General features: G+C 46.2%; 17 protein-coding genes and 1 other RNA gene. 15 read left to right on the top strand and 3 right to left on the bottom strand.

The window, feature by feature from the left end:
* Positions 1-271: 271 nt before the first annotated feature.
* The 3 genes from rnpB to KDM90_RS06405 form a co-directional block, all read right to left on the bottom strand.
* An RNA gene (rnpB, locus tag KDM90_RS06395) (RNase P RNA component class A) lies at positions 272-652 on the bottom strand.
* Positions 653-740: 88 nt separating this feature from the next.
* Positions 741-1346, bottom strand: coding sequence for a chalcone isomerase family protein (locus KDM90_RS06400; protein WP_212674758.1), 606 nt, complete (start codon positions 1344-1346; stop codon positions 741-743).
* A 175-nt stretch (positions 1347-1521) separates the two neighbouring features.
* Positions 1522-3327, bottom strand: coding sequence for a hypothetical protein (locus KDM90_RS06405; protein WP_212674759.1), 1806 nt, complete (start codon positions 3325-3327; stop codon positions 1522-1524).
* A 200-nt stretch (positions 3328-3527) separates the two neighbouring features.
* Between KDM90_RS06405 and KDM90_RS06410 the strand changes: the two genes are divergently transcribed.
* The 15 genes from KDM90_RS06410 (at position 3528) to KDM90_RS06480 (ending at position 22127) form a co-directional block, all read left to right on the top strand.
* Entirely contained in the window at positions 3528-5216 is a 1689-nt protein-coding gene (locus tag KDM90_RS06410; protein WP_212674760.1) for a thiamine pyrophosphate-binding protein, read from the top strand.
* Between the two features lie 41 nt (positions 5217-5257).
* On the top strand, positions 5258-6673 hold the full coding sequence (locus KDM90_RS06415) for an MBL fold metallo-hydrolase RNA specificity domain-containing protein (protein WP_212674761.1): 1416 nt from the start codon (positions 5258-5260) through the stop codon (positions 6671-6673).
* A 139-nt stretch (positions 6674-6812) separates the two neighbouring features.
* A complete protein-coding gene (locus KDM90_RS06420) occupies positions 6813-7529 on the top strand; it encodes a DUF6588 family protein (RefSeq protein ID WP_212674762.1) in 717 nt (238 codons plus the stop codon).
* A gap of 64 nt (positions 7530-7593) precedes the next feature.
* On the top strand, positions 7594-8265 hold the full coding sequence (gene pxpB, locus KDM90_RS06425; protein ID WP_438947426.1) for a 5-oxoprolinase subunit PxpB: 672 nt from the start codon (positions 7594-7596) through the stop codon (positions 8263-8265).
* A complete protein-coding gene (locus KDM90_RS06430; RefSeq protein ID WP_212674764.1) occupies positions 8258-9217 on the top strand; it encodes a 5-oxoprolinase subunit C family protein in 960 nt (319 codons plus the stop codon). Before pxpB ends, KDM90_RS06430 begins: the two co-directional genes overlap by 8 nt.
* The gene (pxpA, locus tag KDM90_RS06435; RefSeq protein ID WP_212674765.1) at positions 9210-9980 is read left to right on the top strand and encodes a 5-oxoprolinase subunit PxpA; all 771 of its coding nucleotides are present in this window, start codon (positions 9210-9212) and stop codon (positions 9978-9980) included. The genes KDM90_RS06430 and pxpA overlap by 8 nt, the downstream gene beginning before the upstream one ends.
* Positions 9981-10060: 80 nt before the next feature.
* On the top strand, positions 10061-10777 hold the full coding sequence (locus KDM90_RS06440; protein ID WP_212674766.1) for a DUF969 domain-containing protein: 717 nt from the start codon (positions 10061-10063) through the stop codon (positions 10775-10777).
* Positions 10774-11763, top strand: coding sequence for a DUF979 domain-containing protein (locus tag KDM90_RS06445; protein WP_212674767.1), 990 nt, complete (start codon positions 10774-10776; stop codon positions 11761-11763). Before KDM90_RS06440 ends, KDM90_RS06445 begins: the two co-directional genes overlap by 4 nt.
* 21 nt (positions 11764-11784) lie before the next feature.
* Entirely contained in the window at positions 11785-12435 is a 651-nt protein-coding gene (gene pcp / locus KDM90_RS06450; protein WP_212674768.1) for a pyroglutamyl-peptidase I, read from the top strand.
* A 666-nt stretch (positions 12436-13101) separates the two neighbouring features.
* Positions 13102-13767, top strand: coding sequence for a methyl-accepting chemotaxis protein (locus KDM90_RS18525; RefSeq protein ID WP_438947427.1), 666 nt, complete (start codon positions 13102-13104; stop codon positions 13765-13767).
* A 71-nt stretch (positions 13768-13838) separates the two neighbouring features.
* A complete protein-coding gene (locus KDM90_RS06460) occupies positions 13839-18662 on the top strand; it encodes a PAS domain S-box protein (RefSeq protein ID WP_212674770.1) in 4824 nt (1607 codons plus the stop codon).
* A 232-nt stretch (positions 18663-18894) separates the two neighbouring features.
* Entirely contained in the window at positions 18895-19299 is a 405-nt protein-coding gene (locus KDM90_RS06465; RefSeq protein ID WP_212674771.1) for a response regulator, read from the top strand.
* Positions 19300-19529: 230 nt separating this feature from the next.
* Positions 19530-20951, top strand: a complete 1422-nt coding sequence (locus KDM90_RS06470; RefSeq protein WP_212674772.1) for a high affinity choline transporter 1 — start codon at positions 19530-19532, stop codon at positions 20949-20951.
* 113 nt (positions 20952-21064) lie between these two features.
* Positions 21065-21409, top strand: coding sequence for an FmdB family zinc ribbon protein (locus tag KDM90_RS06475; RefSeq protein WP_212674773.1), 345 nt, complete (start codon positions 21065-21067; stop codon positions 21407-21409).
* Positions 21410-21503: 94 nt separating this feature from the next.
* Complete coding sequence (locus tag KDM90_RS06480; RefSeq protein ID WP_212674774.1) at positions 21504-22127, top strand: DUF502 domain-containing protein; 624 nt, start codon at positions 21504-21506, stop codon at positions 22125-22127.
* Positions 22128-22177 lie beyond the last annotated feature (50 nt).

The following is a 22177-nucleotide window of genomic DNA, read 5'->3' on the forward strand; positions in this document are numbered from 1 at the left end:
TCTCCGCATTTTGTGCGAATACCGCGAGCCTACTGTATTGCCTGCTTACTCTGTGTATATGAGTGTAACACCGTGCCTATGATACAACACAATAGCCCCTAGTTAAATCGACACTTTGCCACTAAGAATGCGCTTAAACTGAGAATCATTGCGGGACTCGGAATGCGTACTAAAGATAACGAAACACATGCATTCGGTGAAGAAAATCAGGAACGCGAGCGCGAGCGTGATAGGGAATGAAATGAATTGGGGGATGTTTACGAAATTAAAAATATGAAGCAGGCCGGTAGGCCGGATTCTGTTACGGTGTTTTGCATCGCTACAAAACACTATGACAATCATTCCTCTAGGCGACGAATTACTCCGTCGCTCAAGCTTTCTACCCGCACGCTCAGCGAGCCACCTCAACGCGTGCCTATTTGAAATTGCTCCGAGTGGAGGTTACCGCGTTTCACCCTTTGTGGTTTAGTATCCGCTTACGCTTCGCTACTCCCCAAAGACTCGTCTCTGTGGCCCTATTCCTCGCCTTATACCTCAGCTTGCGCTTTGGCTTTCAACGTCCGGCCGTTAGCCGTCACCCTGCTCTATGGAGTCCGGACCTTCCTCCCGTTAGCATGTTGCCATGCCAACCAGCGATTGTCTGGCCTGCTTCAAGACGTATTGTAACAGACCTATGGTCTTTCCCAAAAACATAGGAACGCGAACAATCCCACATTTCAATATTTTTGGGATCGGGGCCTCTATTTTTCTTTTGAGTTCAACATTTTTTGCTTCAGAGCTTCGTCAGCAGGTTGCTTACCGATCCAAATTCTCAGAACCGCATTGTAAAAAGTGGCATCATTAATTGTTTCGCCAATTTTCGTTCCATTAAATTGACAAACAATCCCAGTGCCTGGAATCCAATCAAAAGTCAGAACATCGCCTTTTTTCAAAACGGGAACCAAGGAAAACATCTGTCCAAACGTTATCATGGGCTTGATTAATTTCGCCCGCTCATCAAGCTCAAGGTTATTGCGTAAGCCGTCCATAAAACGCTGCCCGAGATCATCGTTACTTAAATCTCGCATCATCACCAAAGTCACTCGTTTTGCACCTGGCAATGCCAATACATCGGCCGGCGTACTTTTCAATTCAGGTAAATACAATGCTGCAACATACACTTTGAAGAAAACTTTGTAGCGAACACCGGCTCCATTGAGCTTCAAACTTTGCGTCCCAACTTGCACAGTCTCGTCTAATTTCACTCCTGAGACCGTGACGTTATCAGCATTCGCTCCGAAACTAGTCACCGACAGCACCGCGAACGCTGCTGCACAGCAGCGAATAATGTTTAATAAGAATTTCATATTGTCTCCTAAGCTACTACATTTATCATTTCAAATGAATAATCGAACGCTCGTACTATTCTTTCACGCTTAAAGATAGAGAGAATTCGGGTTTCATGCAAGCAATTCAGTAGAGAATACGCGAATAAATCTTTAACCTTGAGACACCGTGAGCATATTCATCATAAACCTCTATTTAAACATCAGAGTTTGCTCGGGCGCTCTCATTCAACATAAGGGAAAAAATCTCTTCTGGGACACTGTCCACTATACTGATCGAACCAGAAATTTTTTGTAGCACAGTCAACCAATTCGAGCTCAGCGTCAGGTTTTGAACAATACTTGAATCAAAAAATTCAAGTGGAGCACCAAACTGCATGAATTGCTCAGCACTAACAGCGATGACAATCGACCTTGCCTGCTTTATTTTCAACAACATATAAATCGAAGCCCAAACCTGATCACTGCGACATTGGATCGACAAAGAGCCAAGCCCAGCCTGCGCACCACAAACCCATGCGATATGGTCAGGCTTCGGGAAACTAACTATCGCACGTTCCAATCGATCTAAATCTTTGGCCGCTATCACCATGAGTCGCGTCGCGATGCGTCCTGTTTCAAGCCCAAGTAATTCTCGCGCAACACGCTGAATGAAAAGACCTGATGCGAGAAAAACGTCGAGACCCGGTGTCGAATTCACCTCAATAAAAGCGCCTCGATTGACCGTCCATGATTGACTGATATCAGGAGAGATATAGTCCAGACCCGCAATACTCAGTCCTAAAGCTTGTGAAATCATCTCGGCCATCATCCGAATATCGGGATGAACTTCATCTAAAACTTCAATCAAAAAACCACCCGTCGATACATTGGCATTGCTGCGTAGCACGGCGACTTGCCCAAGCTCCAAAATCGTCTCCAAACACAAACCTTGGGCGGCCAAATGCGTCTGCATGACCTCATCAATTTCGATGACACGAAGGTAGCCACTTCTGTGCAAATTACCTGACCTTTGTTGATTTAACTCGGCGACTAATTCTCTGATCGACTTTACCCCATCGCCTCTGACTTGAGCCGCTGCACGGCGCACCACAGAACACAATTTCCCGTTGACTGTCGTCAATCGATAATCCTGCCCTTGAATATGCGATTCCATCAAAATATCATGCTCAGAAAACGTTCTTGCATTCAGAAACGCCGCTTCGAGTTGTTCGAGATTGTTGATACCAGCGGTCACACCCGCACCTTTACCTAAATGGATCGGTTTAACCACACAAGGCCATCCAACATGCTGCACGGCTAAGGGTAAGTCCTCGACAGTTTTTACCATGGTGAATGGCGGACTTGGCGCACCAATGTTGTCGAAAAAATTTTTACACAATTGCTTATTTGCGGCGATTTTAGTGCCGAGGACACTATCTTGATCGGACAGAGATTCATAAAATATGCGCGATCTTGAGCCCCAGCCAAATTGCCAATAACCTACCGCTCGAATATATGGCAGCACGGGCACCTTCAACTGACGCGCGGCATCCATCAAAATTGTCGCTTGATAGTCAGGATGCTTTTTGCGACACAAGTTCCATAAGCCATCTAACGCGGTTCGAACTGCTGCAAGGGAAAACCCTGGCTCATGGCATTTCAACATCATCCTGAGTGCCAGTTGCATTGCCCGAAAACTCAACTCGGCTTCATGGAAGCCGAGATACATGCGCAGACCATTCGAAGTACGAACTGCATTCGCCTGATGCAAAAAACCACGAACTTCGGTCAAAGCAGACAATGCCCATTGACTTGCCAAGCGAGCAAAGGCGAGCTCGACATCTGCCTCCAAAGTGGCTGAAGATTCACACCAATCTGGAAAATATCTCACGACCGAATCGCACATTTGTTGCAAGATCGAAGTATCAACATCCACAAATTGAATTTGTGCGACGATCACTGGCTCCAACGAGTAGGGATTGGGACCGTAATAGGTCGCCATCAAGTCCAATTTAATCACATTATTCTCACTGCTAAAATCAACTAACCTCGATTGTAATTGAGTTTAGCGTCCGCTATCTTGTCGCAAACAAAAGCCGGCGTATTTAGCAACATGCTGTCTAGATTTTCTGCCATGACCGATCCGCATCTGCTACCTTACTCACCTAAATTAATTTAACTAAACATTAACTAACAATAAAACGTCGATGAGAGACCATAATGGAGACGCTAAGAACTGGTGGTGAGATCCTAATAGATGCCTTAAAAATACATGGCGCAGACTTCATTTTCGGTGTTCCAGGCGAGAGCTATTTGCCAGTACTCGATGCATTGCATGAAAGTGAATTGCGTTTCATCGTAAATCGACAAGAAGGCGGCGCTGCATTCATGGCTGAGGCGTATGGAAAATTAACTGGAAAGCCGGGAATTTGTTTTGCGACTCGGGGGCCTGGCGCAACCAATGCTTCAATTGGTGTGCATACAGCTTTTCAAGATTCCACACCGCTGATCCTTTTTGTCGGCCAAGTCGGTAGCGAATTTATCGAACGCGAAGCCTTTCAAGAAATTGACTATCGCAGGATGTTTGGACAAATGACGAAATGGGTTGCCCAGATCGACCAAACCGAGCGCATTCCAGAATACGTCGCACGTGCTTTTCAAATCGCAACGAGTGGGCGTCCAGGCCCAGTTGTACTCGCATTACCAGAAGACAGCCTCGCTAACAAAGTCAGTGTCAACGATACAAAAGCCTATCGTCCAGTACAAGCGGCGCCGAGTCAAAATCAAAAAAAAGAATTAGAGGATCGTCTTTCAAATTCTCAACGACCTATCATCCTGCTGGGTGGAGCAAATTGGAATAGCCAAGCATGCCGGCAAATAGCAGATTTTGCCGAGCGCCATGATCTCCCTTTGGCTTGTGCTTTTCGCTTCCAAGATCTCGTTTCAAATTCACATCCAAACTACATCGGTGACGTGGGCATAGGGATCAATCCCAAGCTAGCTGAACGGATCAAACACGCTGACTTGATTCTCGCAATCGGACCACGACTGGGCGAAATAACCACGAGTGGTTACACTTTATTGGAAGCACCCTGTCCTAAGCAGTCGCTGATTCACGTTCACACAGATGCATTGGAATTAGGGCGCGTTTACCAAGCCGACCTCATGATCAACAGCGGGATGAGCGAATTATGTGACGCAATAAATGATATGAATGTGACCGTTTCACCGCTTTGGCAAACCCAATTGCAACAAGCAAAAAATGAATTGAGAGAGTGGCAAAAAGAACCGCTCCTATTCAAACAAGAAAAAGCTCCACTTAATTTGTGGCGTATCGTACAAACGATCCAAGTCCTCTGTCCGACCAACACGATCATCACGAATGGTGCCGGCAACTACGCCACTTGGGCGCATCGATATTTCCTGTATGGAGGCTTTCGCACACAGCTTGCCCCCACTGCTGGCGCAATGGGATATAGCGTTCCAGCGGCAGTTGCCGCAAAGATGGTCGCACCGGAGCGCACGGTGATTTGCTTTTCCGGTGACGGCGAATTCTTAATGAATGGCCAAGAGCTCGCCACAGCCGTGCAATATCGGATCGGCATCCTCATTATCGTTTTCAATAATAGTATGTATGGCACGATAAGGATGCATCAAGAGCGTGAATTTCCTGGACGTATATCAGGTACGCAACTCCGTAACCCTGATTTTTCCGCATTGGCGCGTGCCTACGGCGGATTCGGTGAGGTCGTGGAAAAAACCGAACAATTTCCAGCCGCATTACAACGCTCACTTGAATTTACCCGTCAACACAAGTTACCAGCGTTAATCGAATTGCGCTATGACGGTAATTTGATTACTCCCGGCGCAACCCTTGAACAAATCAGACAGAATGCCGAAAGACGATAAGTGTGGCGGCATGATTGTCAACAACCTTTAGGAGAATGACTGTGCAAATTTCATTTCATGGTGCCAACCGAGATGTCACAGGTTCTTGTCATTTAATCGAATGTGCGGGCAAGAAAATACTAATTGATTGTGGCCTATTTCAAGGCGGAAAGGAGCTGGCAGACGAGAATCGCGAACCATTTGGCTTTGATCCTGCCAGCATCGATATGATGCTACTGACGCATGCACATCTTGATCACTGTGGACGCCTTCCCTTATTGGTGAAGTACGGGTTTAAAGGTGAGATCATTACGACTGCCGCTACCAAAGATCTGGCACGATTGGTACTCCTTGATTCCGCCCATTTGCAAGAGGCCGAAGCAAAATTACGAGAAAAACAGCACCAGAGACACAAATCGCACAAAAGTCACCATGAGCCACCGTTATATACCTTGTATGAGGTGACTCGCTGCTTCGATTTTTTTGGGAGGGTCGCTCACTACAAAAAACCACTTTCAATCAGCGCTGGCATTACCGCAACATTTTTCGATGCGGGACACATTCTCGGTTCAGCAAGCATCCTATTAGAACTAAAAGAGGCAGGACAATCTTGCCGTATTGTGTTTTCTGGCGATTTGGGTAGCCAAGGCCGAAAAATTTTACGTGACCCACAAATACCACCGTCCGCGGACATTGCAGTCATCGAGACGACCTATGGCAATCGCCTCCATCGCTCTTTGCGAGCTTCAGTCAAAGAATTCTACCAAGCAATTACAGAAACTTTTCAGCAAGGCGGTAACGTCGTCATTCCTAGCTTCGCACTCGAACGTACTCAAGAAATTCTTTGGTATTTGCGGGAAGGTATCGAAAAAGGAAAGTTACCCGCTTCAATGCAGGTATTTCTCGACTCGCCGATGGCAATCTCAGCCACCGAAATTTTCCGCCAACATCCCGAATGCTTTGACGAAGAGGCTTACGATTTTTTACAACATCACCGCGACCCTTTCGCGTTCAACAATCTACACATCACGCGCGATATCGTTGACAGCATGGCGATCAACCGAATCACGAGTGGCGCGGTGATCATTGCGGGCTCGGGGATGTGCAATGGTGGGCGCATACGACATCACTTAAAGCACCATTTATGGCGCAAGAACGCGAGCATCGTTTTTGTCGGTTTCGCAGCAAAAGGAACATTAGCTCGGCAAATTATCGATGGAGAACCAACTGTGCGCCTATTGGGAGAAGATATCGACGTGAATGCCAAGGTCTATACCATTAACGGTTTTTCCGCACATGCAGATCAAGCCGAATTATTGAGTTGGCTCGATCAACTCAAACCGACCCATACCTTTCTCGTTCACGGCGAAGAAGAAGTCATGCAGGATTTCGCAAAAAAAATTCGCCGACTGAAAACAACATTGCCCATCATTCCATCGAGAAATCAAAGCGTCATACTCACCGATCTATTGAAATAGGGATCAGCATTCTAGATTTCAGCGCTTTTCGATTTTTTAAATTGAGGTGGGTCTTGCCTTTTTTCGAATAAAGCTACTCAGTTCAGCGTGGGATGCGTAAAATAATCGAACTCAATCAGATATTCCTTTGGAGCCACTCATGTTATCAAAAAAAATTCTATGTACTCTTGGTTTAATGATGGGAGCGAACTCGATTGCGTACGCTGGCACAAATTTCACCCAATTAAAAACTTTAAATCAAACTGAATTCAATCGTCTCGCGAAGGATCTCAATTCGGCAGCTAGCTATAAAGCTGTCACTCCCGCAGCGGCGACTGGGTTAACTGGCTTCGACATCGGTGCCGAGGTCTCGTTCACCCAACTAGCAAACAGTTCCGTTTGGCAAAAAGCCGGTGCAGATGTCTCGACCTTAATCCTTCCTAAATTGCATGTTCATAAAGGACTCCCTTTTAATCTTGATATTGGTGCTTCATTGAGTTCCGTTCCCAACTCAGATATGAAATTAATGGGATTCGAGGCGCGCTATGCGCTACTAGAGGGCAATCTCGCACTGCCAGCCGTCGCCGTTCGTGGTGCATACTCTAAGCTCTCTGGCGTCAGTCAATTGGCATTCGATAGCACAAATATCGAACTGTTAGTCTCAAAAGGTTTCGTGATGTTCACACCTTATGCTGGGATAGGACGTGTGTGGGGCAGTGTCACACCCAACGTCAATGGGCTTCAAAAAGCTTCGCCCACCTCAAGCAAAGTGTTCGCAGGGGTCAACGCAAATTTTGGCTTAATGAACCTCGCAACAGAACTAGATCGAACTGGAGATAACCAGACAGTGAGCATCAAGCTCGGATTCCGCTGGTAGTTACCAGCCAATAAGATCGACGACTAAGTTTTACTTCTAAGCCCCGTCACCGAGACAATACAATATGTCCGAGCCAGAAATCTGCTCTATGTCATTCTATTTGCTAGGGGAGCGCGCTGCAGTGATGCAATCAAACAGCGAGCGGATTGACTTGCGGCTACAGCAGCAGATTTGGCATATCTCAAGTGCACTGGCAAAAACTGGGAGCTGTATCGATCTAGTTCCGGGCATGAACAATCTCACGGCCATTTTCGATCCCTTAGAGACAAACGGCGCTGCGATACTTGAAAAAATGCAGCTTTTTTTTGAGCAGGCGAATTCGTTAGACCTCTTAGGTAGAGAAGTCACTATTCCAGTTCATTATGGCGGAATTGCAGGCCCAGATCTTTGTGAAGTCGCAGCGCACTGTGGGCTCAACACAAGAGAACTGATTGAGCTACATACCAGCGCAAGTTATCTCGTGTACTTTTTGGGTTTTCAGCCGGGTTTCGCCTATCTGGGCGGTTTGCCGGAACGCCTCAACACACCACGTCGCGCTGTTCCTCGCGTAGCGGTTCCCGCAGGATCGGTTGGGATTGGTGGCAGTCAAACAGGAATTTATCCTGCAACCAGCCCAGGAGGTTGGCAAATCATTGGACGGACTAAGCTACCTCTTTTCCAGATTCATCGTACGCCACCCAGCGCTTTGCTTCCTGGCGATACTGTGCGCTTCGTTGTGGAGAACGACGATGCATAGAGAGTCCGGAACACGTGAACAAACTTCCTCAATACGAATGATTCGTGCTGGCATACTGACGACAGTTCAGGATCTCGGTCGGCACGGATCACGTCACCTTGGTGTGGCACAAGCAGGCGCACTCGATCGCTATTCACTGATGCTTGCCAATAAATTGCTAGGGAATTCTATCGATTCTGCTGGCCTAGAAATTCTCGTTGGGCCGGTCGAAATTGAGTTCGAGAGAGATACTTGGTTTGTTCTCTGCGGCGCAAATTTTGCAGCCCATCTCGACCATATTTCCATTTCAAAGGCATGGCGTCATTTCGCTCGTGCAGGTCAACGACTGATCCTGCAAGGGGCACAAAAAGAAGCACGATGTTATTTAGCCGTCGACGGCGGTATTTGCGTTGGATTAGTCTTAGGTTCCCGCTCAACCGATTTGCAGGCTCAATTCGGAGGGTTCGACGGTCGTGCCCTCAAAAAAGGCGACCGACTCCCCATCGGCTCACCACGCAATTTGAGATCTCGCGTTGGCGTTCAACAACGTATGTGGACACCTGAGGTACGAGCAATTCGAGGACCAGAATTTACGCAGTTTGACTTGCCAACGCAAAAACGTTTCTGGCAACAAGCATGGCAAGTAACTTCACAAAGCAATCGCATGGGATTTCGTCTTCAGGGCGAGACACTCGAGAGGGGCGGACACTCTCAATTACTGTCACATGCTGTTTTACCCGGCGTCATACAAGTTCCACCGAATGGTCAACCTATTGTACTACTCGCCGACTGCCAGACAACTGGTGGCTATCCTCGCATCGCCACAGTAATCGAAGCTGATCTATGGAAAGTCGCCCAAACTCCGATCGGTGGTCATTTTTGTTTTATTGAAGTGGATCATGATGCTGCCAAAATCGCCAGCAAAAAATGGCAACGCGAGTTAAATCGATTAGATGGAGTCATCCATGCCTGAAGTACAAGCGCCACGCCAACCCATCCTATCCATTGACCTTAACGCCGATTTAGGCGAGGGAGGCGTCGACGATGCCGCAATATTGCAGTTAGTGAGTTCCGCCAATATCGCTTGTGGTGGTCATACAGGTGATGCGCTTAGTATGCGCACCGCTGTGCAATTAGCAATCAAAAATGAGGTCAAGATCGGCGCACACCCCAGTTTTTTTGACCGTACAAATTTTGGTAGAACGCGCATCCATCCTCCCCCCGTGGATCTCTTTGATCAGCTTTGTCGTCAGGTCGAAGCGTTAGGTCAAATCGTCCAGCAAGAAGGGGCCAATCTACATCACATCAAACCGCACGGCGCACTCTACAATCAAGCGGCACAAGACCCTAGCTTGGGAGAAATCCTGATACAAGTCATAAAGGAATGCGGTCCTGCAATGCAACTTATCGCGCTCGCTGGTAGTCCGTTAATCGAGCAAGCACGTGCCGCTGGCATTTTCGTCATTCCGGAAGCTTTCGCGGATCGTCGTTATAACCATGATGGTAGCTTACGCGCGCGCACTTTCCATGATGCCTGCATCAACAATGAGGCGGACGTATTAGCCCAATGCCTTTCGATTCTACGCGACCACACCGCGCAAACTTGGGACAACAAGCCAATTCGAATTGAAGCAAGAACGCTTTGTCTGCATGGCGACGGCCCGCACGCACTCCAACTTTTGCGAGCGATACGTTTAGGTCTAGCGCGCAATGCTATTCAAGTTACAGCTAAATAGAAACTATTGGGAATCCATTTCACTACTAGGTCATTCGAAAAAAATTAAGATAACAACATTGCGGTTAGGAGATAAGGTCGATGGAATATAGTCTTTGGTTACCTCTCGTTGGCATACCCATCATCGTATTGGGGTTTGCTCTACGTTTTAATCCGCTCATGGTCGTGGTCGCAGCTGGGCTGGCCACTGGACTCGCAGTAGGCATGGCCCCCCTCATTTTGCTAGAAACTTTCGGTGAGAAATTTATGAACAGTCGACAGCTCGCCAGTATCATGTTGATCTTGCCAGTGATAGCCTTACTGGAAAAATATGGACTGAAAGAGCATGCGCAAACATGGGTCGCGAATATTCGCAGCGCGACAACCGGGCGTATCTTGATGCTCTATTTTATCTTGCGTCAGTTCACGTGCTCCTTAGGTTTAATCAGTTTAGGTGGGCAAGCGCAAACTGTTCGCCCTCTTTTGTTCCCGATGGCAGAAGGGGCTGCGATTGCCAACTTTGGCGAATTGCCTGAGGCGATGCGCGAGAAAATCGCAGCGCATTCCGCTGCTTGTGACAATGTGGCGTTGTTCTTTGGTGAAGATATCTTCATCGCTTTTGGAGCTGTACTATTGATGACTGGATTCCTGAAAGAAAACGGCATTACTGACGTCGAACCTTTGACCATCGGTTTATGGGCCATCCCTACTGCTATTTGTGCGTTGCTGATTCATCTTCTTCGACTCTCTTGGCTAGATGCAGAGATCGCACGAGAGATCCAAGTATTACAACAAAAGAACACAAAGGATGCAGCATGAATACGGTGAACAGCATTTTCAGTATTCAAATCGTCTTTTACCTCATCGGACTTGTTTTGATGTCGATCGCATGGATGAGTGTGCGCGATCAAAGCAATCCAAAACGCTGGACAACCGGTTTATTCTGGTTTCTTTTTGGTATTGGTTTTCTTTTCGGAGACTGGATGGTGGCAGTATGGGGCAAAGCCTTTGCATATCGTAGCTTGGGGATGATCGTTCTTGCCCTCGCGGGCCTTGCCGGTGCTAACCTATTGGGCAGTGGAACTCACCTCCAAACCCCAAATTGGGATAAAAACGGATATGCGGTGAAATTAAAAAATAAATTATTTCTGCCCGCCGTTGCGATTCCTGTCTTCACTGTGACATTAAGTTTGATTGGAAAAGACTTGAAGGTCGGTGACATGTTTCTACTCGATCCCAAAAATCTGACTCTCGCATGTTTAACCATCGCCTGCCTCTTGAGCATCGTGCTGGCGGCCTCAATCACTCGCGGTAGCCTGGTAAGTGGGATCAAAGAATCCCGACGATTAGTCGATTCCATGGGTTGGGCTTTAATTTTACCCCTCATGTTAGCGATGTTAGGCGGCGTCTTCGTCGCGGCAAAGACAGGACAATCGATTCAAACGCTAGTGACCATGTGGATAGATCCGACTAGTAAACTGGCTTTGATTATTACCTATTGTCTTGGGATGGCCTGTTTCACCATGATAATGGGAAACGCGTTCGCAGCTTTTCCTGTGATGGCCGCAGGTATCGCTCTACCTTTCTTAATTCAACAACATCATGCAAGCCCAGCTCCGTTAGTTGCGATCGGCATGTTGTCGGGTTACTGCGGCACTTTGATGACGCCGATGGCGGCAAATTTCAACATCATTCCCGCCGCACTGCTTGAATTAAAGGATAAGTACAAGGTTATTCAATATCAAATCCCCACAGCGCTTGCGGTGCTAGCGTGCAATATTGTATTAATGTACTTTCTTGTTTAGCTTACTTCGCACGAACACACCATGACACCTATTCTATTGACCGGCTTTGCTCCATTCGACCATGAAACCATGAATCCTTCCTGGGAAGTTGTACGTCGTTTTCAGCATCGCGTCATCGATGAAGAATATCCCATTCAGATTGCGCAACTTCCCTGTGAATTTGGAACAGCAAATGCCAATTTAGTGCAGCTACTTCAACAACATCAACCATCTTTGGTTATTTGTATTGGGCAAGCGGGCGGACGTCCCGAGATTAGTATTGAACGTGTCGCAATCAACGTCGATGATGCGCGGATTCCCGACAATGCGGGACAACAACCGATCGATCAAACCATCGCTTTGAATGGTCCCGCTGCGTATTTCAGCACCCTTCCGATCAAAGCAATCGTTAAGCATCTACGCGACCAAGGCATTCCAGCAAATGTGTCGCAAAGTGCTGGAACCTATGTGTGCAATCACGTTTTCTATGGATTGATGCATTATGCCAACACTCACCCCACACTCAAACGCGCTGGTTTTATACATATTCCCTATCTACCAGAACAGGCGTGTTTACATCCAGGCACTGCAAGTATGTCCCTAGATACGCTTGAAAATGCGCTATGGCAGATCTTGCAAACCTGTTTGGAACAGGAAAAGGATATTCGTTTGAGTACCGGCACTATTTGTTAATTTATTAAATTTAATCTTTTGATATGCGTGAATATTTCCACAATGAAGGTTTTTTAATGCAAGAGTCGCAAATTATTGTTTAAAATCATTTGCACAGATACTAAGAAACGCTGAAATAGAGATCCCGCTTCAACGTGGCAATGGGTGCCAAGTTTCGGTTCAATCTAAAGGTAGGTAATGATGGAAAGAGATTTTTTTCGGAAACCCGTTTTTGCTTACTTATCTGGGGCAATCCTAGAAATTGCTGCTTTGACACTCGTCATTCGCCATCCCAATCTATTGAACTATATTTTATTGACGGTCATCACCCTCTTCGTCGTCTTATTGGTGACCAGTCTTCTGCGCTGCTTTGCCATGCAACAGGGTGTCGAAGAAGAGGCTGACTATTTGAGTCACGATGCACAAACCGTCGAACAGCTACGCGACCTTTTAAGTCGCGTTTTGCCGCTCTGGGAAGCCCATATAGACTCAGTTAAGAATCAATCTGAATCTTCGGTGCATCAACTTATTGTCAGTTTCTCGTCCATGGTCGACGAATTTGATAAAGCGGGATTTGGTGGTGTCAGTAATGTTGACCGAGATACGTCGCGGAATACGGACGCGACGATCACCCTACTACAGCTATGCAAAAAAGAACTGGCACCGGTTATCAATTCGCTCTCACAAATGATCGACAGTAAGGACGAGTTGCTAACGTGTATTCGTGATTTGTCTAAATCAACTAGCGACATGAACAATATGGCGCATGAGGTTGGACAGATCGCTGCGCAAACCAACTTACTCGCAATCAACGCTGCAATTGAAGCTGCACGTGTTGGTATTCAAGGACGAGGCTTTGCGGTCGTTGCGGATGAAGTACGCAAACTATCTCAGCTCTCAGCTGAAACTGGTAAACGCATGGCTGAACGAGTCGGGCATATTTCAGCAGTAATGAAAGTTGCGCTCAATGCTGCGGATCGTTCCGCCATCCAAGATAAGAAAATACTCGAGGTATCTGGAGCGGTAGTGACAGACGTTCTCAATCATGTTGAAACCATGGGGGACGCCGCAGAACAAATGCGCCATCATGGAAACGTCATTCGAAGTGATATTGAAGATCTATTGGTTGCATTACAGTTTCAGGACCGTATCAGCCAAATTTTACAAGTCGTGCGCAATGACATGACCAAAATGTGTGAGCTGGCAAATGATTTGAAACAAGTTGGCATGCCTTCCACCGACGCATGGCTAGAACACCTCCAAAGCACATACACCATGAATGACGAGCATCGCAATCATGGCAGCCGTGGTGATGCTAGTGTGAGCAAGGATTCCGAAATTACTTTCTTTTGATTTGAATACCGATAGGATAGAAACCATTCCCGATGACCAGACTAACTGACGCAAGCTAAACGGAGTTTTCTATGTGGTCTTCGCTGAATAAACCTAGAATCTTAATTGTCGAGAGCGACGAGCTGGTTGCAATTTTTGTGCAACTAAAACTTGAACTCTTTGGTTGTCAAACAGTCGGTCAAACCAATAATGGTGAACAAGCTATCAGATTGGTTTCGGAACTTCGTCCGGATTTGATCCTGATTGATACCCAACTCATAGGAGAACTAGACGGTATAGCGACAGCAGAGGCAATTCGTGCGCAGTTCTCCTTGCCTGTGATTTTTCTTACTGGTCAACAAAACGAGGAAATCGGAAAGCAATCAGATCGCTATCGTCATTTCACCTACGTTACGAAGCCATTTTCAGATCAAGAATTGCGCGCTGTTATCCAAATGGCGCTCTATAAACATCAAGCTGAAACCAAATTACAAATTAGCGACTTAGCGCTCAAAGCGATTTCGCAAGGTGTCATTGTGGCGACGCCCGACCAGAAAATCGTTAGCGTCAATGATGCATTCACCCAGCAAACTGGCTACAGCATCCAAGATATTTTCGGGCAAACTTTTGCACTACTCTATGGACCGTTAACCAAGCAGGAAACCGTCGAACAAATCGTCGATAGTTTAGAAAGACACATCCCATTCTTCGGTGAAGTTATCAACTACAGGAAAGACCAGAGCCTATTTTGGAACGAATTAACAATCACACCCGCGTTTGATGAGCTTGGTCAACTTACCCACTTTATCGGCGTCACACGCGATATTACAGAAAGAAAAAACACGTTAGAGGCATTGCGCCAAAGTGAATTTGACTTACTTGAAGCAGAAAGGTCAACTCACGTTGGACATTGGATTTGGGAATCGAGCAATAACAAGATCGTTTGGTCAGACGAAATGAAGCGTATCTGGCAACGCGATCCCACCGAATTTGACGGTGATTTGTTCGAAATGATCAAGCATACTGTGTATCCAGAAGATCAAGCAGTCGTGATTGGCACCTGTAAAGAAGCCTTTGAAGACAAAGAAGAATACGAACCATTCGAGTACCGAATTTTCTTGCCAGATCGCAGCATACGGACGATTTGGGCAAAAACGGGGCGCAAGCAAAAAGATGCAAGCGGCCGCATTACGCGTTTGACTGGCACTGTGCAAGACGTCACTGAACGTCGGCAAGCAGAAGACGAGCGACGTCTCAACCATGCACTGATGGAACAAGCCTTTGGTAGCTCGCCAATCGGTATGGCTTTAATCGATATTGACGGGAAGTTTCTACGCGTCAATCGCGTGCTTTGCGATATGTTTGGTTACACCGAACAAGAATTGTTAAATCAACCCTCGAAAAAATTCACCCACCCAGATGACGTCAATTTAGATAAGCAGTTGATACATCAACTGGTTCAGGGAGAAATCGAACGTTTCGAAATTCACAAACGGTACTACCACAAAGACGGCACATTGGTTTGGTTACAAGTGAATGTATCATTAGTGCGCGATGCGAATCATATGCCAGTCAATTTCGTCACACAAATTCAAGACATTACACAACGGCTAGTCGCCGAGGCACAACTGAATCAACTGTCTCAAGCTGTGGAGCAAAGTACGGAAGCAATTATTATCACAGACGTCATAGGCAAAATCGAGTATGTGAATCATACCTTTGTCACTAAATCGGGGTACAGCCGTGAAGAGGCAATCGGTCGCTACCCTAACCTATTGAATTCCGGCCAAACACCCAGGGAAACCTTTGCTGCACTATGGAAAGCAATTCGCGCTGGGAATACATGGAAAGGCGAACTCATTAATCGACGCAAGGACGGTAGTATCTCAAACGAATACGCGACCATTTCCCCATTACGTCAAGCCGATGGCACCATCACGCATTTTGTTTCGACGCAAGAAGACATTAATGAAAAAAAGAAGCTCGCTGAGGAATTGGAAAAGCATCGCCACCATTTAGAAGAATTAGTCGATAGCCGCACAAAAGAACTGGCTATTGCTCGGCAACTTGCCGAAGCTGCAAACCGCGCAAAGAGTAATTTCATTGCCAACATGAGTCATGAAATTCGGACGCCGATGAACGGCGTATTAGGAATGACTTACCTTGCGTTAAATAGCGCAACAGATCCCAAATTACGGGACTATCTACAAAAAATTCATTTGTCTGGTCAACACTTGCTCCATATCGTCGATGACATTCTCGATTTTTCAAAAATCGAAGCGGGTAAAATGTCCATTGAAGGCATTGACTTTAGCCTCGATGACTTGATGACTAAGCTTTCTGCAATGATGAACACCAAAGTCGCGGCGAAACAACTAAGCCTAAGCATACACATCGACGCAGATGTGCCAAAGCAAATGCATGGCGACCCACATCGCTTGAATCAAATTCTGATCAATTACACAAATAACGCAATCAAATTCACGGAAGTTGGTGAAATTAAGATCAGAGTACGTAAAGCGAATGACACGCCCAGCGGATGGTTAATCCGCTTTGAAGTGGAAGATCCTGGCATCGGCATGAATGAGGAACAACTCAGCAAGCTATTCCGCTCTTTTGAGCAAGCTGATACCTCCACCACGCGTAAATATGGAGGTACTGGATTAGGTTTGGCTATTAGTAAGCAATTAGCATCGTTGATGGGTGGACATGTTGGCGTTGAAAGCCAAGTAGGTAGCGGCAGCACTTTCTGGTTCACCGCAATGCTGGAACAAACGAAAGGTACACAACTTGAAGTTCGTGAGTCACAGCAAACGATAAGTGTACTCGATCGATTAACAGCAATCGCAAGACGCTCCAATGTGTGCGTGTTGTTAGTCGATGACAATGAATTCAATCAGCAAGTCGGTAGCGAACTACTGGAGGCTGCGGCGTGCCGAGTGTTAGTCGCCAACGATGGCCAACAAGCCTTGGCAATATTAACCCAGACCGAAACAACAATTCATTGTGTCTTGATGGACATACAAATGCCGGTGATGGACGGTTTAGAGGCAAGCCGTCGCATTCGTTCTTTGCCCGAGTTTGCTGATTTACCGATCATTGCCATTACTGCCAACGCGATGAATGAAGATCGGATCCATTGTTTATCAGCTGGCATGAATGATTTTATCGCCAAGCCATTTGCACCAGACCTTCTGTATGCGACGATTCTTCGTTGGATAGGCGATCTTCCATCTGAAGAAATCAAGATAGAGCCAGTTACCACGACAAATCATGTCCCATCGACACCGTACGTTGCGACTTCGGCCATACAACTAAGTGTCTTGGCAAAACTCGTTGGCAATTCACCCGAGAAAATTGGCAAGTTCGCGAAGAAATTTGTGGACTCAGCACGAGCAGGCTTGATTGAAATTCAAGCGACGCAGGCTCAACAAGATTTACAAGCTCTGGCTGCCTTAGGACATCGATTGAAATCAAGTGCAAGAACCGTCGGAGCACTGCACTTTGGTGAGCTATGCCATCAATTGGAATGTATTCGTGACACCAGCACCATCGACGCGGCGCGGGTGATTATTGCCGAGTTAGAAGCGAGTTTCGTACAAATAGAAAAAGAGGTCGAGGCCTACCTTGCCAACCCTTCAGACTCCGCGTCAACAAACACTAGCACAACGCAAAACTCGCACGCAATTTCTGGTCACAAGTTAAAACCAAATCTCCATGTACTTCTGTTAGAAGACAATCCTGTTGATTTGGAGTTGGCAGCAACAACATTACAGCAACTTGGTGTCGCGAAAATCACGCAATGTTCTGAAGGCGCACACGCATTAAGTATGCTACGTAACCATGAGCCAGATATCCTCGTCTGCGACCTGAATCTGCCTGGAATGGATGGCATCAGTTTCTTGCGCCTGGCGGCCGAAAATTCTTATAAAGGTGGCGTGATTCTTCTAAGTGGTGCAGACCGCAGCGTGATGAAGGCAGCGGAAAGCCTCGTAAAAGCATATGGATTGCATTTGCTAACAAGTCTTAATAAACCTGTATCTTCAAAAGATATGTTGGGCGCTTTAGCATTGCAAAATACGCAAGCAACACAACGAGATGATAAGACAAAAGTTGCCGTCCTCAGTTTTGCAGAATTACAAACAGGCTTAAGCGAGAATAGACTCGAAGTTTTTTTTCAGCCCAAAGTCAATATCAAGAACGGGCGCGTCGTTGGTGCCGAATGCTTGGCCCGCTGGCGCCACCCTACACGTGGTTTGCTCGGTCCGAATGCATTCGTCTCCGTGATGGAAACCCATGGCATGATCGATGCGTTAAGTAAGATCATTTTAGAAAAGAGCGCGATGCAATTGCGTAAATGGTATAACCAAGGACATCAATTGCGTTTAGCAGTCAATGTTTCGATGGACAATCTCAGTCAAATCGACCTACCAGAGCAATTCGAGACTATTTTGCAAGCAGTTGGCATCCGCCCTTCGCAATTTATCTTGGAATTGACGGAAACACGATTGATGGAAAATCTCACGATGAGCTTGGAGATTCTGACTCGGCTGCGCCTTAAAGGTTTTGGCTTATCCATTGACGATTTTGGTACTGGGTTTTCAACAATGGAGAACTTAAAGCAACTTCCTTTTACGGAACTCAAAATTGATCGCGCTTTTGTCAATAGTGCAATTCATGATGAGGCGTCCAAGGCTATTCTGAATTCAAGTATTCAACTCGGGAAGATTTTCCATCTCAATTTAGTCGCCGAAGGCGTGGAAACACGGCAAGATTGGGATTTAATCGCGGATTCTGGCTGCGATGAAATCCAAGGATACTTTATTGCGCAACCTATGCCAGCCGAACAATTCATCGACTGGAAGATCAATTGGGAGAAACGGAGTCGACGCGATGCGGGTGTAGAGAATTCATAGCCAAAGTTGATCGATCCAAACTAGTGAATTGCCATTCCATCCATACTTTCAATCAGCCTAAACTGCGATCTATCGATAATTCACGGATTAAAAATAGTAAAAAATTCGATATTCAATTAACCTATGTTTCTGGCACAATGAATTCGCTGTCTTAGCCGTACTCCAGAAGTGACTTTTGTTTGAAAAACAATGACAAAAGCTTTTTCGCGAAATCAAGGAAAGGATAGAAACAATGCGTAAACGTTATGAAGATCTCAACGTATTAATTGTCGATGATGACGAATTTCAAGTCGATTTTGTATCTGACTTATTGCAGGAGTTAGGGGTAAAAAATATCACCACAGCAAACGGTGGAAAAAAAGGCTTAGCTGAATTTGATCGTGCCATTGCCAAACCGGACTTGCTCCTATGTGATATTCAAATGCCGGACATCGATGGTTTTGAATTTATGAGCGCAATGGGAGAACGGCGCTTTCATGGCGGCGTGATCCTTATGTCTGGCCAAGGCTCTCGGGTTTTGCATTCTGCATCCTTAGTTGCACAATTATCTCGTCAAAATTTCTTGGGAAACATCGAGAAACCGGTCAGCAAGTCGGATTTGGAGGCCAAAATGACACAAATTCTGGATGCCGAATAAGCGAGGCGTTGACATCATCCATAAGCAATCATGGAATCATTCTACTTGATCCAATTCTGTCTTGCCCTTTATTGATATTGTGAATAAACGTCCCTAGCGCGCGACGAAATAGGACTTTTCCTCCAATCAAGGCGCGCGCTGACTGTCGTTATCGTCGCGCATTGCCTTATAATGCCCGCAATTTCTTTGCGGGCATTCTTTATTTCAACCTTACCTTTGTTATCGTTTCCATGAATACTTTGCTTTGGCTAGTCGTCCTTTATTGGATTATTTCGGTTGGGCTAGGCTTATATGCCGCACGCTTTGTCAACAATTCCAAAGACTTCGCGGTTGCCGGTCGATCACTCCCCATGTACATCGTGACTGCCACCGTGTTTGCAACTTGGTTCGGATCAGAGACCGTCTTAGGAATTTCCTCGACTTTTGTCAAAGAAGGCTTAAAAGGCGTCGTTGCTGATCCTTTCGGTTCCTCCCTTTGCCTTATTTTTGTCGGCTTGTTTTTCGCCCGTCCGCTCTACAAGATGAATTTGTTGACGATTGGCGATTACTACAAGGCGAAATATGGGCGAACCGTCGAAATTCTGGTTTCACTTTGCATCGTGATTTCCTATCTTGGCTGGGTGGCCGCACAAATTAAAGCCTTGGGATTGGTTTTCAGTGTTGTCTCGGGCGGAGCAATTGATATGAATACGGGCATGATCATTGGTGCCGGAAGCGTATTAATTTACACCCTCATGGGTGGCATGTGGTCAGTCGCAATTACCGACTTCTTGCAAATGATTATTATCATGATTGGCATGCTCTACATGGGTTGGGAAGTCTCCAACATGGTGGGAGGCACTGGTGCTGTCGTCGATCACGCTATCAATGCGGGTAAAATGGAATTTTGGCCAGCACCGACGAGTCGCGAAGTTCTCTGGTTTTTCGCAGCTTGGATCACGATGATGCTTGGTTCGATTCCACAACAGGACGTCTTTCAACGCGTTGCATCCGCTAAATCAGAAAATGCCGCCGCCAATTCTGCCGTCTTAGGTGGCAGTCTCTATTTTCTGTTTGCCTTCATTCCTATGTTTTTGGCCTATTCGGCGACTTTGATTGATCCTGCAATGGTTGCAAGATTAATTGATAGCGATTCGCAAATGATCCTGCCGACGCTCATCATGACGAAAATGCCTTTATTTGCTCAAGTGATGTTCTTCGGGGCCTTGCTTTCCGCAATTAAAAGTTGCGCCAGCGCAACCTTGCTTGCCCCTTCAGTCACATTTTCTGAAAACATACTGAAACCCTTGTTCCCCAACCAATCGGACAAGCAATTCTTATTCATGATGCGCGTTGTCGTTCTGATATTTACAGCAATTGTGACTTTGTTTGCGATGAACACGGAAGCCAGCATTTATAAGATGGTTGAGAATGCTTATAAGGTCACCCTCGTTGCAGCTTTCATTCCACTTGCATTTGGCCTCTATTGGAAACATGCGACCCAACAAGGCGCCCTATTCTCTATTATTTTAGGTATCAGTTCTTGGATCTTACTGGAAGCCTACGCTCCAGAAGGATACTGGCCACCACAACTTGTCGGTGTTCTCATGAGTTTGTTCGGTATGCTTGCGGGATCATTGCTGCCGCAATTTAAGCGCCAAACAAATTTTTAAATTGTCAAATATCGACAAAGGGACGCCCCAACATGGCAATTTGCATTTTTTGTCAATTGACCTGATAAACCGTTATAATTCAGGGTTTTACAAGTTTTTGTATGGGGAAATAAATGCCTATCTATGCTTATCGTTGCGAAGCATGTGGCTTTGCAAAAGATGTACTGCAAAAAATGTCGGAAGATCCATTGACGATTTGCCCCGAATGTCAGCAAGCGAGCTTCAAGAAGCAGGTCACGGCAGCGGGTTTTCAGTTAAAGGGATCAGGTTGGTATGTGACCGATTTCCGCGGGGGAGGAGCAGCGGCGAGCAACAGCGGTGCTGGCACTAGCACGAGCGATGCCGGTTCTTCTACATCAAATGCACAAGCATCAACTGAGACAAGTTCGAGTCCGAATGTGGAGAAATCCATGACGGCGCCCGCGTCAAGTAACAACAGTGACACAAAAGCAGCTTAAGTTGTGACTGAGCTCGGATCGATGAACTGCATCGCAACGAGCTCCAATCAGGCATATTGTTTGTACCCGTGAATTGAGAGTTTATACAAGGTCTATGCGTAAATATTTTATTACTGGTTTGCTGATTCTGGTGCCCTTAGCGATTACGTTTTGGGTCTTACATGCGATCATCACCACCATGGACCAGTCATTACTGCTATTGCCCCAACAATGGCGCCCTGAAGCTTTAATCGGATTCAAGATTCCAGGTTTTGGCGCGGTCTTAACAGTGCTGATTATTTTTGTGACTGGCCTGTTGACTAAGAATTTTGTCGGCAAGTATATTGTCAGTTTATGGGAAAAATTCCTCACGCACATTCCAATCGTGAGTTCCATTTATTCCAGTGTAAAACAAGTTTCAGATACCTTGTTCTCGTCAACTGGTAACGCATTTAGCAAAGCACTCTTGATTCAATATCCACGCGAGGGTTCGTGGACTATTGCGTTCTTGACTGGAAAGCCAGGCGGTGCGGTTGCCAAACATTTGAACGGCGATTTCATCAGTGTCTACGTTCCCACTACACCCAATCCAACTTCTGGATATTTTTTGATTATCCCCAAAAAGGATGCAATTGAATTAGAAATGAGTGTCGACACGGCGCTCAAATACGTAGTGTCCATGGGTGTTGTCGCACCTGAAATGGCAGAAAATTCGGAGAAAAGCGCATCAACTCCTTAAGTGCCATCGACTATGCCGAGAATGCGACTGAGCTCGAGCACAAGCAACAA

The organism is Affinundibacterium fentianense, from assembly GCF_018139545.1.
In the GTDB taxonomy this organism is placed as follows: domain Bacteria; phylum Pseudomonadota; class Gammaproteobacteria; order Burkholderiales; family Burkholderiaceae_D; genus Undibacterium; species Undibacterium fentianense.